The organism is Bacillus sp. MC1252 (assembly GCF_056838025.1).
In genome coordinates this window covers 318,632-335,068 of record NZ_CM166369.1, presented here as the reverse complement: position 1 = coordinate 335,068, position 16,437 = coordinate 318,632, and the positions used below count along the sequence as shown (strand labels likewise).

General features: G+C 43.6%; 15 protein-coding genes. 2 read left to right on the top strand and 13 right to left on the bottom strand.

All coding sequences use genetic code 11. The features are described 5' to 3' along the window. Positions 1-54: 54 nt before the first annotated feature. The gene (locus tag ACYH0L_RS01815; protein ID WP_482354300.1) at positions 55-1,413 is read left to right on the top strand and encodes a hypothetical protein; all 1,359 of its coding nucleotides are present in this window, start codon (positions 55-57) and stop codon (positions 1,411-1,413) included. A gap of 38 nt (positions 1,414-1,451) precedes the next feature. Here ACYH0L_RS01815 and ACYH0L_RS01810 read toward each other — a convergent pair whose 3' ends face one another. The 9 genes from ACYH0L_RS01810 to ACYH0L_RS01770 all read right to left on the bottom strand — a co-directional run bounded on the left by ACYH0L_RS01810 (position 1,452) and on the right by ACYH0L_RS01770 (position 11,352). Then, positions 1,452-2,765, bottom strand: coding sequence for an MFS transporter (locus tag ACYH0L_RS01810; RefSeq protein ID WP_099726113.1), 1,314 nt, complete (start codon positions 2,763-2,765; stop codon positions 1,452-1,454). A 46-nt stretch (positions 2,766-2,811) separates the two neighbouring features. Beyond that, positions 2,812-4,014, bottom strand: a complete 1,203-nt coding sequence (locus ACYH0L_RS01805; RefSeq protein WP_482354299.1) for a CaiB/BaiF CoA transferase family protein — start codon at positions 4,012-4,014, stop codon at positions 2,812-2,814. Between the two features lie 125 nt (positions 4,015-4,139). After that, on the bottom strand, positions 4,140-4,520 hold the full coding sequence (locus ACYH0L_RS01800) for a cupin domain-containing protein (RefSeq protein ID WP_099726115.1): 381 nt from the start codon (positions 4,518-4,520) through the stop codon (positions 4,140-4,142). A 20-nt stretch (positions 4,521-4,540) separates the two neighbouring features. Continuing rightward, entirely contained in the window at positions 4,541-6,301 is a 1,761-nt protein-coding gene (locus tag ACYH0L_RS01795; protein ID WP_482354298.1) for a thiamine pyrophosphate-binding protein, read from the bottom strand. 38 nt (positions 6,302-6,339) lie between these two features. Beyond that, entirely contained in the window at positions 6,340-7,113 is a 774-nt protein-coding gene (gene aroD, locus ACYH0L_RS01790) for a type I 3-dehydroquinate dehydratase (RefSeq protein ID WP_099726117.1), read from the bottom strand. A 13-nt stretch (positions 7,114-7,126) separates the two neighbouring features. Next, positions 7,127-8,560 (bottom strand): aldehyde dehydrogenase family protein, encoded by a 1,434-nt coding sequence (locus ACYH0L_RS01785; RefSeq protein WP_230031251.1) that lies wholly within the window; start codon positions 8,558-8,560, stop codon positions 7,127-7,129. Continuing rightward, on the bottom strand, positions 8,557-9,414 hold the full coding sequence (locus tag ACYH0L_RS01780) for a citryl-CoA lyase (RefSeq protein ID WP_099726119.1): 858 nt from the start codon (positions 9,412-9,414) through the stop codon (positions 8,557-8,559). The genes ACYH0L_RS01785 and ACYH0L_RS01780 overlap by 4 nt, the downstream gene beginning before the upstream one ends. A gap of 320 nt (positions 9,415-9,734) precedes the next feature. Then, a complete protein-coding gene (gene nadE / locus ACYH0L_RS01775; protein WP_099726120.1) occupies positions 9,735-10,556 on the bottom strand; it encodes an ammonia-dependent NAD(+) synthetase in 822 nt (273 codons plus the stop codon). 199 nt (positions 10,557-10,755) lie between these two features. Beyond that, a complete protein-coding gene (locus ACYH0L_RS01770; protein WP_106031565.1) occupies positions 10,756-11,352 on the bottom strand; it encodes a DUF1989 domain-containing protein in 597 nt (198 codons plus the stop codon). A gap of 79 nt (positions 11,353-11,431) precedes the next feature. On the opposite strand from ACYH0L_RS01770, the gene ACYH0L_RS01765 reads away from it, so the two are divergent. After that, the gene (locus ACYH0L_RS01765) at positions 11,432-12,781 is read left to right on the top strand and encodes an amino acid permease (RefSeq protein ID WP_230031249.1); all 1,350 of its coding nucleotides are present in this window, start codon (positions 11,432-11,434) and stop codon (positions 12,779-12,781) included. Here ACYH0L_RS01765 and ACYH0L_RS01760 read toward each other — a convergent pair. The 4 genes from ACYH0L_RS01760 to ACYH0L_RS01745 all read right to left on the bottom strand — a co-directional run bounded on the left by ACYH0L_RS01760 (position 12,776) and on the right by ACYH0L_RS01745 (position 16,391). Further along, the gene (locus ACYH0L_RS01760; protein ID WP_099726123.1) at positions 12,776-13,534 is read right to left on the bottom strand and encodes a YqcI/YcgG family protein; all 759 of its coding nucleotides are present in this window, start codon (positions 13,532-13,534) and stop codon (positions 12,776-12,778) included. The genes ACYH0L_RS01765 and ACYH0L_RS01760 overlap by 6 nt on opposite strands. A 217-nt stretch (positions 13,535-13,751) precedes the next feature. Further along, positions 13,752-13,985: a UPF0715 family protein gene (locus tag ACYH0L_RS01755; RefSeq protein ID WP_249705166.1), complete on the bottom strand. Its 234-nt coding sequence runs from the start codon at positions 13,983-13,985 to the stop codon at positions 13,752-13,754. A 463-nt stretch (positions 13,986-14,448) separates the two neighbouring features. Continuing rightward, complete coding sequence (locus ACYH0L_RS01750; protein ID WP_099726124.1) at positions 14,449-15,078, bottom strand: LysE family translocator; 630 nt, start codon at positions 15,076-15,078, stop codon at positions 14,449-14,451. A gap of 125 nt (positions 15,079-15,203) precedes the next feature. Then, entirely contained in the window at positions 15,204-16,391 is a 1,188-nt protein-coding gene (locus ACYH0L_RS01745; protein ID WP_099726125.1) for an MFS transporter, read from the bottom strand. Positions 16,392-16,437 lie beyond the last annotated feature (46 nt).

The window sequence follows — 16,437 nt, the reverse complement described above, 5'->3', positions numbered from 1 at the left end:
TTCCACTAGATGGAACGAAAACAATCAATGCTGTTTGTCGGAGGAGATGTTCTGATGTACGTGATGATTTATACACTTCTGATTAGTTTTTACATCGTCAATCAACTATTTCCTGCTCCCATTCTCTCCTATTTTGTCGGTTTACTGGCTGTCGCTTCGCTCACCATTTCTCTCAAGAAGGCCAATGGGCTTTATTTGAAAACTGGTTCTATGTTTCTCTTCATTGGTTTGGTGTTGTTTTTCTTATCTGACCAGCCTTTGCATACGTTTTTTCTCCATTTTCATTCCATGCTAGGCTTACTAGCTCTGTTTTTCATGCTGCCTTTTATTCATTCTCTCATACATGTTGGACACTTTGATACACAATTAAATAAGCTGCTCACCTTACATACAACCAGCACAAAACAGCTCTATCAAAAGAGCTCATTTGTGACGCATGTCCTCGGAATGTTTTTAAATATCGCCACCATTCCCTTACTATATACCTCTTTAAAACCTTCACTGGACTCCCTTACAGAACATGTCAGACAGCAGCTCTATACGCGCAATCTCTTAAGGTCCTATGCGCTTTGCCTAAGCTGGAGCCCTGTTGAAGTGCTGGTGAGTGTGACCATTGATGCAACCAAGCTGAAATATTATCAAATTGCACCTGTTACCTTTTGTTTAATGCTGATTGTATTGATGACGGATTGGCTCCTGTTTTCTCGCCAGAGCAAGCAATTACCAGATATCATCGAATTAGAGGATACACGTACCAACCCAAAGAGAATTAAGCGAAAAACCCTTCAGCTCGCTTTGATGCTGCTGAGTTTTATCACAGTCGTCTCGCTAGTTGATGGATGGGTTGAGAAAGGTTATTTATTCGCCGTTGTGTTAGCGATTATTCCATTTGCTCTATTATTCTCATCTGTCATCAAAAAACGGAAACAATATGTCGCCGTCTCTGTTCCTCATTGGAAGGAGCGCACCAGTCATCTCTCCAATTATATGTGTCTATTTTTAAGTGCCGGTTTCTTTGTCGATATGCTCCTCGTTACTAACAGTCTAAAGCCTATCCAAGCATTTATTGTCAGTATATCAGACCATTCGATCTGGGTTTATTGTGTCATTGGCTTATATTTTCTGATCACTGCACTTTGCGGCTTCCATCCACTTGTGTCGCTTGCTCTGTTAGTAAGCATGTTAACACCTTTCATTCATGAGCTCCCTGCCCTGCCTATCGCGATTGTACTCATTACGGCTGGAACGTCGACGGTCATGTTTAGTCCATTTAATGTTTCCGTCTCGCTATTGGCAGATTTGATGAAGGTCAACCCTTATCGTATCACCCGCTGGAATATATGGTTTGCTGGCTTTTACATCAGTATGGGAATCATATTCGCAACGGTTATCACCGTCATCTTTTATTCATAACAAAAAGAGCTCATCACTGAGATGAGCTCTCTTTCATTCTATGGTTTTAATTGGATGCGTTCAATTTTACCTACGATAAATATGTAGGATAACGCCCCGCCTAATGCGACAAGGCTGACAAATAAAATACCTCCGTTATACGAGCCTGTCACGGATACGATCAAACCGATGATCAGCGGTGTGATGATCCCAGATAAATTAGCAAAAAAGTTGAACACGCCTCCAGCAAGGCCTACCATCTCTTTCGGCGCTACCTCAGACAGCATGGTCCATGAGATATTTGACAGCCCTTGTGCGAAGGAAGCAATGGACAAAATGGTCAGTACAAGCGGAATACTTGTCGTGAAATTCGCCAACACGATGGTACTTGTCAGGAGCAAACCAACAACGACAGGCAGCTTCCTTGCCACATTGACAGATACACCCTTTTTGAGCAGCCAATCGGATACATAACCGCCAAACAGCACTCCAAAGAATGCCGCAATGTATGGAAGAGAAGCTGCAAAACCTACCTTTAGAAACGCCATATTTTTCGCCTCAGCTAAATAAGTAGGAAACCATGTTAAAAAGAAAAAGAGTGTGGACGCCACAGAAAATTGACCAATATAGAGCCCAATCAATTTGCGATATTTTAAAAGGGCGGCAAAGTCTGCCCATTTCAGTTTCTCCTGTGAGGCCACTGTCAGCCCTTCCCCTTGACGAATCAACTCTAGCTCATCTTCATTGACTTTCGGATGTTCTTTCGGTTCGTGATAATACTTATACCAAAAAAAAGCAAATATAATACCGAGCGCACCTGCAGTGATAAATACAGTTCTCCAATCGAAAGTGGTCATGATCCAAAAAAGAAGAGGAGTTGCAAAAGCTAGGCCAACATATTCTCCAGCAGTGTAAACGCCTGTAGCAAAAGCCCGCTCTCTTCTAGGGAACCACGTTGTCACAATGCGGTTGTTGGCAGGGAATGCTGGAGATTCTGTAATTCCAATAAACAAACGGCAGCCGAATAAAAAAGCAAAGCTGTTTGCAAACGCCTGTAAGCCAGTGAAAATAGACCAAGTAATGAGCGAAATCCCATACGTAACCTTTGATCCGAATTTATCAAGAATAAAGCCGCCTGGTATTTGCATGGCTGTATACGTCCAGCTAAACGCCGAAAAAATCAGGCCTAATAATGCAGGATTTAATTGCAGGGAAGATTGAATAGCTGGTGCAACAATGGACACACTGGCTCTATCAATATAATTAATGGCCGTAATAAAAAACAACAGAATCAATATACCAAAACGGGCTTTCGTTGGTTTCATATAAGCGGGCTGCAGTTCGTTCCCCTTCAGTTCTGAATGCACTTTCATAACCATCCTCCTTTGTTTCCGCACTGTGCGGATCGGTTGAGCGTCCTTAAATAACTCCTTTTTCTTCTAACTGTTTGCACTCTTCTTCTGTCAGTCCGAGCATGTTCGTTAAAATCTCATAATTATGTTCACCCAAATCAGGTGCAATATGGCGGATACTCCCTGGTGTTTTTTCAAACTTCGGAATGATGCCAGGTACTTTCACTTTTCCAAGCCGAGGATGATGAACTTCAACGATATTTTCTCGTTCTTTGAATTGCGGATGTTCAAAGATATCCCGAATGCTGAGGATCGGACTCGCAGGTACGCCATGAGTATCTAAAGTGTCCAATACCTCATCCCTTGATTTGGATGCAATCCACTGAGAGACGATAGCATCCATTTCATCGTTATGCTTCAGCCTCGCTGCATTTACGGAGAATTTTTCGTTTTCTAGTAAATCTAATCGATTCATCGCCTCTGCCAGTCGATTAAAGGTCGAATCTGTACTCGTTACTAGAACGAGATAATGCCCATCCTTTGTTTCGTAAGTGCCAGCAGGACTCGAATGACCGCTTAGCCCTGGTGAACGTTCGCGTACCTTGCCAAGCTTGTCATATTCTGCAACCAAAAACTCCAGCATACGGAAAACAGACTCATAGAGTGCTAGATCCACCATTTGCCCGGTACCTTCTGGATGTGTATCCCGATAATACATGGCTGTCACAGCGGCAAACGCCACATAGATACCCGCAATGTAATCTGTCAGTGAAAAGGACGGACTGACTGGATGGCGATCTGGAAACCCTTGAAGATACGTAAAGCCGCTAAACGCCGTCGCAGGGGTTCCAAACCCCGCCTTGTCCTTAAATGGGCCTGTCTGTCCATAGCCTGATACACGAATCATAATTAAACGAGGGTTGATTTCCTTTAATACATCGTACCCAACGTCCCATTTTTCAAGTGTTCCTGGACGAAAATTTTCGATAATCAAATCGACCTGCGCTGCAAGCTTTTTAAAAATATCTTTCGCTTCTTCTTTGTGAAGATCAAGTGTGAGGGATTTTTTGTTTCTTGATAGTCCTGACCATCTTAGCGGTTCACCGTCCGCAAAAGGACCAACATGCCGAAGCGTATCTCCTTTTCCAGGGATTTCAACTTTGATGACTTCTGCACCAAAATCCCCTAGAAGAACTGCGCCATAGGGTGCAGCAATCATCGTCGAAACGTCCAATATTTTCAATCCTTCAAGTGGTGTATTCTTATTCATTGCGTGACTCCCTTTCATTCATGTGATAAAGGGCTAAAATATTGCCTGTTTTAGCCCTTTGTCTTCTTTCAGTGTGACCTAAAAACCCTTGAAGGCTAGAAGGATGAGCTTCTTGGGCTGATTTCTTAATCCTTTGGCAGCTGTCCTTGTGGTGTATACAGCCAAATGAGCCATAAAGGTTCATCCCCTGTATTCACATGCTGATGCGAGACACCATCTGGAATAAACATAAAGTCATTTTGTTTAAAGGACTGTTTTTCTCCATCACAAATGACCTCGCCAGACCCCTTAATCACATAATCAAATTCCTCTGAACCTGGGTGATTGTGAACAGAGCTTGCTTCCCCCGGCTCAAAAATGGTGAGACCTGCCATCATATGCTCCGATCCAACCGTATCTGGTGTAATGGTTTGAAATACTTTCCGAATCATTTGCTCTTCAGGATGATCTAAACCTAACCATAATGGATGCCCATCTTTAAACGGGTTCAATACTTTAATTTTCATTGATAATTCCTCCCCATTTTTTAATTCACACTGACGTGTGAGCGTTTTGTATTTGGTGAATAAATATCATTGATATTCCAATGCCCATCAGTAGGCACAGGATCATTTTTCATTGCCACATCAATCACACACGGTTCTTGGGATGAAATTGCTTCAGCTAATGCCTCTTTGAATTCAGCAGCGCAAGTAATTTTTATTCCTTTCATTCCATAACCTCTAGCAATGGCGGCAAAGTCAGGAGAATAGCTCTCACCATCTTTTCTAAAGACCGTGCCATAAGTCGTCTCATAATGTGCCATTTGTAAGCCGGCAATCGTCCCAAACGCACTGTTGTTCATCACAATCCACACAACAGGAATGTTTTCTTCCACGGCTGTTGCCAGAACAGATGGGTTTTGGCCAAACCCGCCATCTCCAACAAGTGACACAACGACACGATCAGGCTGAGCAACCTTTGCTCCAAGTGCTGCGGGTGCTCCGAATCCCATCGTCGCAAACCCACCTGGTGTTAAAATCGTACCTGGCGTATACACAGAGAATTGCTGTCCTACTCCATTTTTATTCCAGCCAACATCGGTTGTAATAAAAGCATCTGCAGGCAATACTTCACGTACTTCCTGCAAAATACGCTGCGGCTTCATCGGGAAGGATTCATCTTGAATATTCGTCAGATTGCTCTTCCGAAATTCCTCACGATATGCAGCAATGTCTTTTTTCAATTCAGGTCGATCCAGACCTTCTGGCAGTCTTTCTCTCGCCACACGGTTCAGCACGGTTAACGCCTGCTTGAGATCAGCTACAGCTCCAATTTCTACTGGATAGTTCCGTCCAATTTCATTCGGGTCAATGTCAATATGGATCAGCTTGGTTGTTGAGAAGTTAAATGTATATTCCGATTCCCAAGAACTTGCATCCGCTTCAGCAAAACGTGTTCCCAAGGCGAAAATGTAGTCCGCCTCTTTACACTGATCGTTGATGAACTTTGTGCCCCAAAACCCGGTCATTCCAAGGGTCATTGAGTGATTATCCGGCATCGCTCCTTTCCCCATTAATGAATGGGCAACAGGGATACTGAGATGCTCAGAGAATGCCTTTAATTCCTCCGCAGCATCGGCTAGTAAAATGCCTCCTCCTACATATAAAAGTGGTTTTTCAGCCTGCAGTAATCGTTCCATGATACGATTTGCCGTATGATCATCAATGGATGGTTTTTCTATTGTGTGTGTATGTTGTTCCATTTGTTTAAATAGGGAAACATCTAAGTCTTTTGAAAACACATCCATTGGAACTGAAATGAGTACTGGTCCAGGACGGCCGCTTTCGGCTAACTGAAATGCTTTTGACAAAATCTCTGGGAATAATTCTGGAATGTCGACACGCCATGCTCTTTTCACAAACGGTCGATAAATTTCATATTGAGAAGCATCGGAATGAAGATTAATTTCTTGATGTGGGTGCTTTCCGTAGTAATGACTTGGGACATCTCCTGCAATAACAACCATTGGAATGGAATCAAGTGCTGCATTCGCCACTCCTGTTGCCGCATTCGTAAGTCCCGGTCCTAAATGACTGAGAACAACAGATGTCTGTTTCTTCGCTCTTGCATATCCATCTGCCGCGTGTGCAGCAATCTGTTCATGTCTCACATTCACAAATTTGATACTGCTTTTTTCAAGCGCTGATAGAAAAGCAATATTCGTATGACCGCAGAGGCCAAAAATATGCTCCACTCCCCGGTTTTCTAAATACTGAATGACCTGTGATGATATATTCTTTTTCATATTTCTCTCCTCTCTTGGTGCAGCTATGACTCTACTACTCACTCATTCTTTGAAAACACAACAGATAAAACGGTATTCAAATCTTGTATTGCGACTTGACCAGGGGCTGAGCTTTCTTTCCCCACGGCAAAGGTCATGACTGACCCAAAAAGTCCGCCAATCATTCTTGTAAAAGCTCCATACTCTCCCATTGCCATTGAGATGAGAGGCACCTTCAATTGATTTTTGGCATGACTGGTTGCATAGAGCAGCTTTAATGCATCCTCATATGAATGCGGCATCACAGCTACCTTTGCAATGTCAGCGCCAACCGATTCCGCATTACCGAATATTTGCACGAGACGAGCGACTTCAGGCGTACTGTCAAAATCATGATAAGAGACAATCAAGGTCACCCCATTCTTTTTGGCCGCTTGACTGACTTTCTGCATAAATTTCTCATCATGCATCAATTCATAATCAATGGCCTCCACAAGTTGAGTGGCACATAGCGTTTCAAGCAGCGTTACCTTTTCTTCCGTTGAAAGCGATATTGGTTCGCCGCCTTCCTTTTCAGAACGAATGGTGAACAAAATTGGAATTCCCTGCGCCTTGTCTTTCATCCAATGAAGGGTCTCTATTACTTGTTCCTTATCATGGAGGTTCGTAAAAAAGTCAGCTCGCCACTCAATCACATCGGGTTTCTTCTCGGCTAACACCTCTAGTTCATGAAGCAGTTCTTCCTTTGTTTGCCCTATTAATGGAGTACAAACCATGGGCCGACCACCTGCCTGCACGACTTTCAGCTTGTGCTGAAATGCATTTCCATCCATACCTGCTTCCCCCTTATATCCCTTCTGGAAGGACGACCATTTTGGTTTCCGTCATCTCTTCAATGGCGAAACGTGGACCTTCTCTTCCAATACCACTTCGCTTAATACCGCCATATGGCCAGTGATCCAATCTGAAATTCGATGTCCCATTGATGATCACGCCCCCAGTTTCAAGCTCTTTCGCTGCGTGTAACGCTACAGCCAGCTGGCTCGTAAAGATTCCGGCTTGCAAACCGTAGCGGCTATCATTTGCTTCTTTGATCGCTTCATTTAAATCTTCATAAGGAAGGATGCTGACAACCGGACCAAATACTTCCTCGCACACGACTTTGGCCTGTTTTGGCGGGCTGAGCAAAATAGTTGGTCTAACGCTTGCTCCATTTCTTTGTCCTCCAGAAATGATGCTAGCGCCCATTTTCTCTGCTTCTTGTATCCAAACTTCTACACGTTTTGCTGCCTGTTCATCAACCATACAGCCGATATCGCTTTCACTGGACAGCGGATCTCCAACGATGAGCTGATCCACTTTTTCTTTTAGTGTCTCAGTAAATGTTGCCAGGATTTCCTTGTGGACATAAATTCGTTGAACGGAAATACAACTTTGACCAGAATTACTGAAACCCGTTTTTGCGCAAAGGGATGCAGCTTTTTCAATATCCGCATCATGATGGACAATAGTAGCTCCATTTCCACCAAGCTCTAGTAGTACCTTTTTCAATCCAGCGGAATTAGAAATATGTTCTCCGCCAACTGCGCCTCCGGTAAAAGAAACAAGATTTGTTCTTTCATCCGTCACTAATTGTCTTCCGGCATCTACTCCACCGATAATGAGCTGCACGCTTTTTTCAGGGAATTCCGCTTCAAGCAGCAGTTTGACAAATGCTGTGGCAACCGCTGATGTTTGCGGAGCCGGTTTTAATATAATGGCATTCCCTGCTGCAAAAGCAGGACCAATTTTGTGACAAATGAGATTGAGTGGTGCATTAAAAGGAGTAATGGCTAACACCACACCAACTGGCACTTTAAATGTCATCGCCATTGCTCCCTGTCCGCGAGATGATACATGACCAGGAATGGTCTCCCCTATTAATCGATTGGCTTCTTCGGCTGATTGCACTAACGTTTCAATAGATCGTGAGACTTCATCTCGTGTGTTTTTAAGCGGCTTTCCTAATTCTAAAGAAATGAGTTTCGCAAAATATTCTTTTTGATCTTCTAGCAATGTAGCTGCTTTTTTCAAAAGAATCGAACGATCTAACGCTGACATACCCACTAGTTGTTTTTTGATTTGCTGTGCAACAGTAAGTGCGTGTTCTATATCTCCTGTTGACGCTAAATAAGATGTGCCAATTGTCTCTCCAGAGTACGGATTGATGATGTCCTCTTTTTCACGATTTGCTTCAAGCCAATCTCCACCTACATATGACAACGCTTTCAATTCACTCAAATTGTCTCACCCTCCTTCAAATGCCGCGTTCCATGCCCAACGTAACGAACCAGTCTTTCTTCATTTGGACAAGGTCCTTTCACGAGGGCTCCCCTTGTCAGCTCCTCGTACGCATGCGCCACAATGCCCATTCCTCTTGATAAGGAAAAGATGCCTTTTGCTGCTTCAGCCGGGATGTTTAATTCACATTGAATCGCAGCTGATACGCCATCTATGTTCATCGTTATTTTTTTCCCTTTTCGGTTTTCAAGTTCGTGCCTGATTGCCTCCGCTAACCTCAAGTAAATACCGCTAATATGACCGTGCTCGACATAGGTCTGACTCAATTCATATAAACGTCTCACCCGCGGATCGTCATCATGCAGCTGATGGCCGATACCTGGTATCTTGGCTTTACGGGCTAACCAAGCCTGACACACTTGCTTTGCAGCATATTTTATATCTTTGTTTTCATCGTAAATTGATTTTGCCTCGTACAGCATACACATCGCCTTTTCGCCGGCACCACCGTGAATATCACCTAATAGATTCATCCCTGTCGCTACAGAGGAATTAAATGAAATGCCACACGTAACGGCCATTCTTGCTGCTGCAATAGACGGTGCCCTTGGCCCATGGTCTGCACCTGCGACAAGAACACTCTCAAAAAGGGCAGCTTTAGAATCATCCAGCAATTCTCCGACAAGCAATAAATAAAGCATCTGTGGATATGACAATTCGCCAATGAGCTCTTCAATTGGATACCCTCGTAGCTCAATGGAGTTTTTCTGAATATCACTAATCTCTGTCTCCCACCAAGCACCCCCTTCGTTGTATATTTCCAGTGCACTGCGATTTTTCATTGTGTCATTCATTCCTTTAGCTTATTTTTGGAGATGAAGCTCCTCTTATTCCGTCTAGTGGAATTTAATTTCACTTTTTGGAATGTGATTTCATTGTAAGCGCATTCGTTTTTGCCGTCAATATTTTTTCTGAAAATACAGTCATTTGTTGATGAATTAAGTGAATCGAACTAATCATTTCACTATCTTATCAAAAAATTCACCCTTCATTTAGTAAAACAGACGTAAGTATATCGTTCTACTAATTTAAATGCAACATGTTCTTTTTATTCTGTCAAATTCACCTGAAATTAAAAACCCTCTCCTTCACTGGAGAGGGTTCCGGCATTTTCTTATTTCCACCAGTCATCAAACATTGAAGCTGGTACTTGGCGTTTATGTTCTGATTGAACATAGCGCTTTTCAATCGCTTCAGCAGCTTGATCGGAAACTGGTTTTCCTTCTAAGTAATCATCAATTTCATTGTACGTAATACCGAGTTCTGTTTCATCCGTTTGCTGAGGCTTGTCATCCAGCAGGTCGGCTGTTGGTTTCTTTAAGTACAGGCGTTCCGGTGCTTGAAGAGCTTCTAGCAGAGTCCGTCCTTGGCGTTTCGTTAGACCCGTGAGCGGCAGAACATCTGCACCTCCATCACCATACTTCGTGAAGAAACCGGTCACTGCTTCAGCCGCATGATCTGTACCGAGGACAAGTAACCCTTCCTCTCCACCGATGGCATACTGTGCGATCATTCTCATACGTGCTTTCACATTCCCTTTATTAAAGTCAGACAGCGGCTTGTTTGTTTCCTTTTGATACTGATCACTGAATGCAGCCACCGCAGGCGCAATATCGTATTTCCATGACTTGTCTGGCTGTATAAATGATAGAGCGAGCTGAGCATCGTCTTCATCCTGCTGCACGCCATGCGGGAGACGAACCGCAATAAAGACAGCATCTTCTTTTCCTTCTTGACGCAGCTCAGATGCAGCCAGCTGAGCGAGACGGCCAGCAAGCGTCGAATCCTGTCCGCCGCTAATGCCGAGGACGAAGCCTTTTGCACCGGTTTTTTTCAAGTAATCCTTTAGAAATCCAACCCGTTTTTCGATCTCCTGCTTTGGGTCAATTGAGGGCTGCACATGCAACTCTTGGCTGATCTTTTTCTGCAAACTCATACACTTTTCCTCCTAAGCATCCTCTACATGAAGAGAACAGGTTTTACTCTCAATTTAATTGGTTTGACAACGATTTTAGAATCTTCATTATAGCATGTTTTCAAGAAGAACATTTTGTTAGACGTTCCCCTATTTCATTAATGATCAAACATTCACAAAAGAAAAAGACCATGTCTATAAGGACTGGCCCTTTTCTTTTTCAATCAATTTCTACCCGTATAGATGTACAGGCTGCGCCATTACACTTCCCAATATCAGAAGGACATGCGGATACGGCCACAATGAGATCCATTTCGGCTCGCAGACGAATGTAATCACCGGGAAGAGATTTTGGGAGCTCCACAGACAGTTTTCCTTTTTCATCAATGACTGTATTCATAAAGGCATTAAAAGGATAGTACATATCCTCCTTAGGAATCCCAAATGGTTCAAAGGCAGTCCGCAAATTATCGTAGCATGTATGCATGACCTCTAAATGCGTCCGTCCGTATAAAAGCTGATACATTTCTTGCCGGCAGGCGGGCATGTATAAATCATGGCATTCGACTGTGTCTTCAATGACCGTAAACATCGGTTTATATAAATTAGAATAGAGCTTATCCCCTTTTTTCACTTTTGACGAAAATAGGCTGTCCATTGTCGCGCCTTGGTCAAATTTTTCATAAAAATCCTTTTCATGATAGGCCATGACATCTGCTACTTGCTGACCTTCAATATCAACGACCCGCATACATTGGCCTTTTCCTAAGCGAAAGCCGTGTCCATCCTTTGGTAAAATGACATATTCTCCGTTCATCACATGCACTCCTTTCCATGTCAGTATGCCCAAAACGTCCCCTTGATCATGTATAAAAAAAGACGGCGGTCACAAGCTAATGTCATTGAAATCGAAAGGTGTTGCACATGCTTTGAAAGAAGAACAAACTTTATCTTGGTGGCAGCTTTCTCTCATCGGAGTCGGCTGTACAATTGGCACTGGTTTCTTCCTTGGTTCCAGCATTGCCATTACAAAGTCCGGTTTTTCCGTCTGCATTTCTTTTTTGCTTGCTGCCGTCGGAACCTATCTCGTCTTTAAGCATTTGGCTGCGATGACAGCCGATAACCCTGATAAAGGGTCATTTTGTTCCTATGCTCGTAAAGCATATGGACGCTGGGCAGGGTTTAGCAATGGCTGGGTGTATTGGTTTGCAGAAATGTTGATTACGGGAAGTCAGTTAACAGCGATTTCTCTTTTTACCCGCCACTGGTTTCCATCTGTTCCGCTCTGGGTGTTTTCTGCGATTTATTCCGCTCTTGCCCTGCTCGTGATTATCATAGGGCTTTCTTCTTTTCAAAAGACAGAAAATGTCCTTGCAGTACTGAAGACAGCGGCGATTTTTCTATTTATGATCCTTGCTGTGCTTGTGTTATTCGGCATTCTGACAGATCATAAACCGACCCTGCATCTGCCAAACAAAGATCACGAATGGATGCCCCTCGGTCCGCTTGGTCTTTGGAATGGATTGATTTACGCGTTTTATGCATTTGGGGGAATTGAAGTCATGGGGCTGATGGCGGTTCATTTAAAGGACCCGAAGGATGCGGCAAAGTCTGGACGCGTCATGCTGATCATTCTAGCGGTCATCTATATCGTCTCAATTGGACTTGCTCTCTTGCTTGTCCCAGTAACCGCCTTTGACAAGAACAGCAGTCCATTTATTACATCATTGGAGCCGTTTCATTTATCGATCTTTCTTCATATCTTTAATGGCATCTTCATTATTGCCGGCTTTTCGACATTGGTTGCCTCTCTTTATGCGGTCACGACACTGCTTGGCTCAATGTCGGAGCATCAAGATGCACCTGCTTGTTTTAAACAAAAAGACCCAACTCATGTCGGATGGCCTTCGATTATCTTAACTGCCGCTGGCTTAATTGTCTCGATTTTGCTTGCGCTCTTTTTGTCCAAACACATCTATGAGCACCTCACAACAGCAGCCGGTCTTACCCTTCTGTACACATGGGTGTTCATCCTGTTCTCAAGTAAAAAGCTATCAAAGCCATCCACTCGCCAAACGTGTGAAATGATTCTTGCGCTGCTCTTAATTGGAGCCGCCGTTTCAGGGACATTGACAGAGGCCAGCGGACGACCAGGCTTTTTTATCAGTATTGGGATCATTGCAGTAATTGCCATCATGGTGCTATTTATGAAGAAAAAGTGGAAACAGGATCAGACCGCATCATAATTTCATCATGTTTTTTAATGCAGTAAATGGACATTTGGCGGAGGCTGGTTTCTCCGCCTCATCATCTGAGAGGAAATATTGCTTCCACTCTAAATTCTTCTGATCCCCATACCATTTTAACGCAGGGTGTACATCTACTTGATCATATGCCTTGAGCCGCTTACGAACGAGTTTGCTCATTTTTTGTCCAAATGTGGTCGAACCATTCATCTTCTCAAACACCCACCTTGGCTGAAACGCCATCATGACATAAGGGAAGTGACGGCTTTTTCTGAGCTTGTGAGCAGGTGTGGCGCATAAAATAAAATAAGGCTCCCCGTGAAAACAAAACTCCCATTCATGATGCTCAGGATCTGCCGGAATGTCATCAGGCCATTTCATTTCATCTTTTTGATGTAATCGTTGAACGAGCGACCAAAACTGATCCTCAAACTCTTCAATCGAACGTTCTTGCAAATCCTGAGGCGTTTCAAAAAAGCAGATGAATGAAGCATATTGACCGGTTTGTCTTGAACAGCTTTGATAAGCCCTTAACAGCTCTGCAAGCTCATTGACAGCTTCTTCTCCCCTCGGGTCACCAACAAAACCATAACGTAAATGATCGAGGAAAAATCCTTGTCTTCCTGGTACACAAGGGAATGTATCTGCCTCATCTCCTACCATCTCTCCAAATTGCGTGAAAGCATCCTGCTTCCATCCTTCTAGCGATCGTAGATTTTGATCAAGGCAACTTTTTGCATACAGCTGGGCCATTTCCTTCCACCTCGTTTTAGCGTCTTCTCCATAGCCTATGAGGAAAAAAGGCTGTGGTGACTGTCCTTCAACGACTTTCCCTGCGCACCCATAAGGTGGATCTATTGGTTCAATTGAGTCCAATTATGTATGATCAAGTGTATGTAACCATCATGCTACTCCTTTTCATAGAGAGCGCACTCTCGCTTTAGTAATATACAGATGACCTCGTAAAACCCTATGATCGGTTCTTCATCAAAAAGACGGAATCCAACAACCAATAAATGAGAGCGGCGCAAAAGCTAAACAGATAGACTTTGTAGCTAATGAACACGACAAGTCCATCATCAATCCACAAAGCCAACGCCGAACAAACAACCCACGCCGCAATCAAATAAATCAGCAAATCACGGCCTCGAAACTTTTTAGGGTTTCGGTGTAAAACAATTTGTATCGGTGCAGCAAAAATCACATAGCAATCAAAATCAAAAGACTGGTTATCTCCATATAACTGAAGCCCACTTCAGGCGGAGTGAATAAGATGGTATACACGAATGTCGCTGAAATGACAGACAACATTAGCATACATGCATAGTTGAATACTGGCAGAAAAATGCGCATGGCAGAAGCTCCTTGAATCAATTTTATATTCCACCATTAATCAAGTATGTTCTATGTCTGTCAATCCTTACAAAAAAACAGACTGATTGCGTCAGTCTGTTTCAGATTGTCGACAAAGGGCTAAAATGACCTTTATTTTAGCCCTTTGTCTTCTTTTCAGCGTGATAGAAAACCTTTGAAGTCTAGGAAGGACGAGCACCGGCGCGGAGCGAATTTGACATTCGTGAGCACCGGCGCGCAGACCTGACAACGAATGCGAGGGTTTGTCTACACGCTGAAACAGACTGATTGCGTCAGTCTGTTTTACAACATTTCTACCCAATCAATGCCATGATGCCTTGATACCCAAAATAGGCACCGAAGCCAAGTAAGGATACACCTGCAAGAACAGATAAGCCATGTAAAATGCGCTCATTCAAGTAGCGCCTAAACGTACTTGCAAGTAACGCCATACTGAAATCCCATATGAGCATGCCGATAAAAATAGCCATGCTGTACATCAGCATTTGGGAAGCCCCATACTTTTCGATCGTATTGGCCAAAATACTGCCGTAGATTCCAAGCCAAAATAAAATACTGAGCGGATTGGAAAGAGAAATGAAAAATCCCGTCATGAAGGAATGGCCAATCGTTGTGTTTCCTCCGTCCTTCTTTGGACTCTCTTGCAAATTGATTTTACGCAGACTTTCAATGCCGGTATAGGTCAGAACGAAAAAACCAAACAGCCACAAAAAGGTTTTCACAAGAGGTGCGGTCAAAAGCTGGGCGACACCAAAATATATGAGGAGCATATAGACGATATCCGCAGCCATAGCCCCAACACCAAAAATCCACGCGTGCCAAAATCCACTTTTAATCCCTCTATCGATTTGGGCTGCATTGACTGGCCCAACAGGCGCTGAAAGTGACAACCCTAAAAAGATATAACCAAAAAACACCGCCACATAGACTTCCTCCTTTTGATGCTGACTTGTACATGTTATTCAAACTTTCTGTGTTTTAGTACAAGTCCTTTGTCATCTTTTCAGGCGGACTCAAAAAAAGAGGAGCCATTGGGTACGCTGCTTACCTACCGATCTGCTTTCAGCGCCGACTGCTGCGGAAGGGCCGTTTCTCTTTTCCTGAAGCGATTCATTTGAATAGCAGCCGCAAACAGAAGAACGGCTAAGAAGGCGAAAACAAAGATGGCACTTGCCGCTCCTGCCCATTCAAGGCTAAATCCAATGAAAAAGGACAAGCAGGCTCCGCCCAAACTCGCGGCTGCAATAAAATAACTCGTTGCCTCGTCGATGGCATTTTCAATCATTAATGCAGAGGCAGTCAGCGCAATTGGAAACATGCCAGCTGCGCACAAGCCGATGAAAAAGATGAGAATCAGCTGTGCGGCTATGTGGGTTGTCAGTGCAAATACAACGAGCAGCAGGATCATGAGAGCTGCACTGAGCTTTAAAAAACGCAGCGGATGCAGCTGATCTGCTTTTCTCGCAATCACGGTTCTGCCGATGACAATCGCCGTCCAAAAAGTGGAGACAGCAAAGAGACCCCAATTGTCCCCCCCTTTTTCCAGCATGATAGACGGCAAAAAGTTCGCAAAGTTCGTTTCAATCCCTGCATAGAAAAAAGCAAAGCATATCATGAGCACGACAATCATTCGATTGCTGCGATCAACAAGCAAAGACGGCTTCTTCATCTTTTGAGAAGGAGCTGCCATCTGCCCATGAGGCAATTTGTTCATAAAGACAAGCCAGAGCATGAGGAAAAATGTCAGCGCACCCACCTGAAATAAAAACACATAATGCCACGTCTGTTCTGTGACGGTCAGCAGAATCAAAAGAGGGAATAGGAGTGCACCCAATCCAAAAAAGACTTCCATGATGCTAATTCGTTTAGCACTGTTTGCCATTGAAATCACATACGCCCCAGCTGTTGTCTCAAGACTGCCCGCACCGCTCCCAAGAAAAAACCCTGCCAGCACAAGCGTTGTCCAGCCCGGCACCAAAAGCCCAAGGAGAAGTGAGCCGATCATCAGCAGCAAACCCATGGTCAGAACTGCGCCATAGCCTTTTTTTCTCACAAGAATGGGGGATAAAAGAACACCTGTCAAAAAACCAATAAACTGAAAAAAGATTAAAGAAGATAATTCCCCGGGACCCTTATCATAACTAGATAGCAAATAAGGAGTTAAGCTGCCAAAAAACACATGAATGGTCCCAATAAAAAAATAAAAGACACAGCCAAAATAAAACACTTTTTTCATCTTTTCACTTCCTCTAAAAAGGAGCGGAGTCATAAATCCTCCGCTC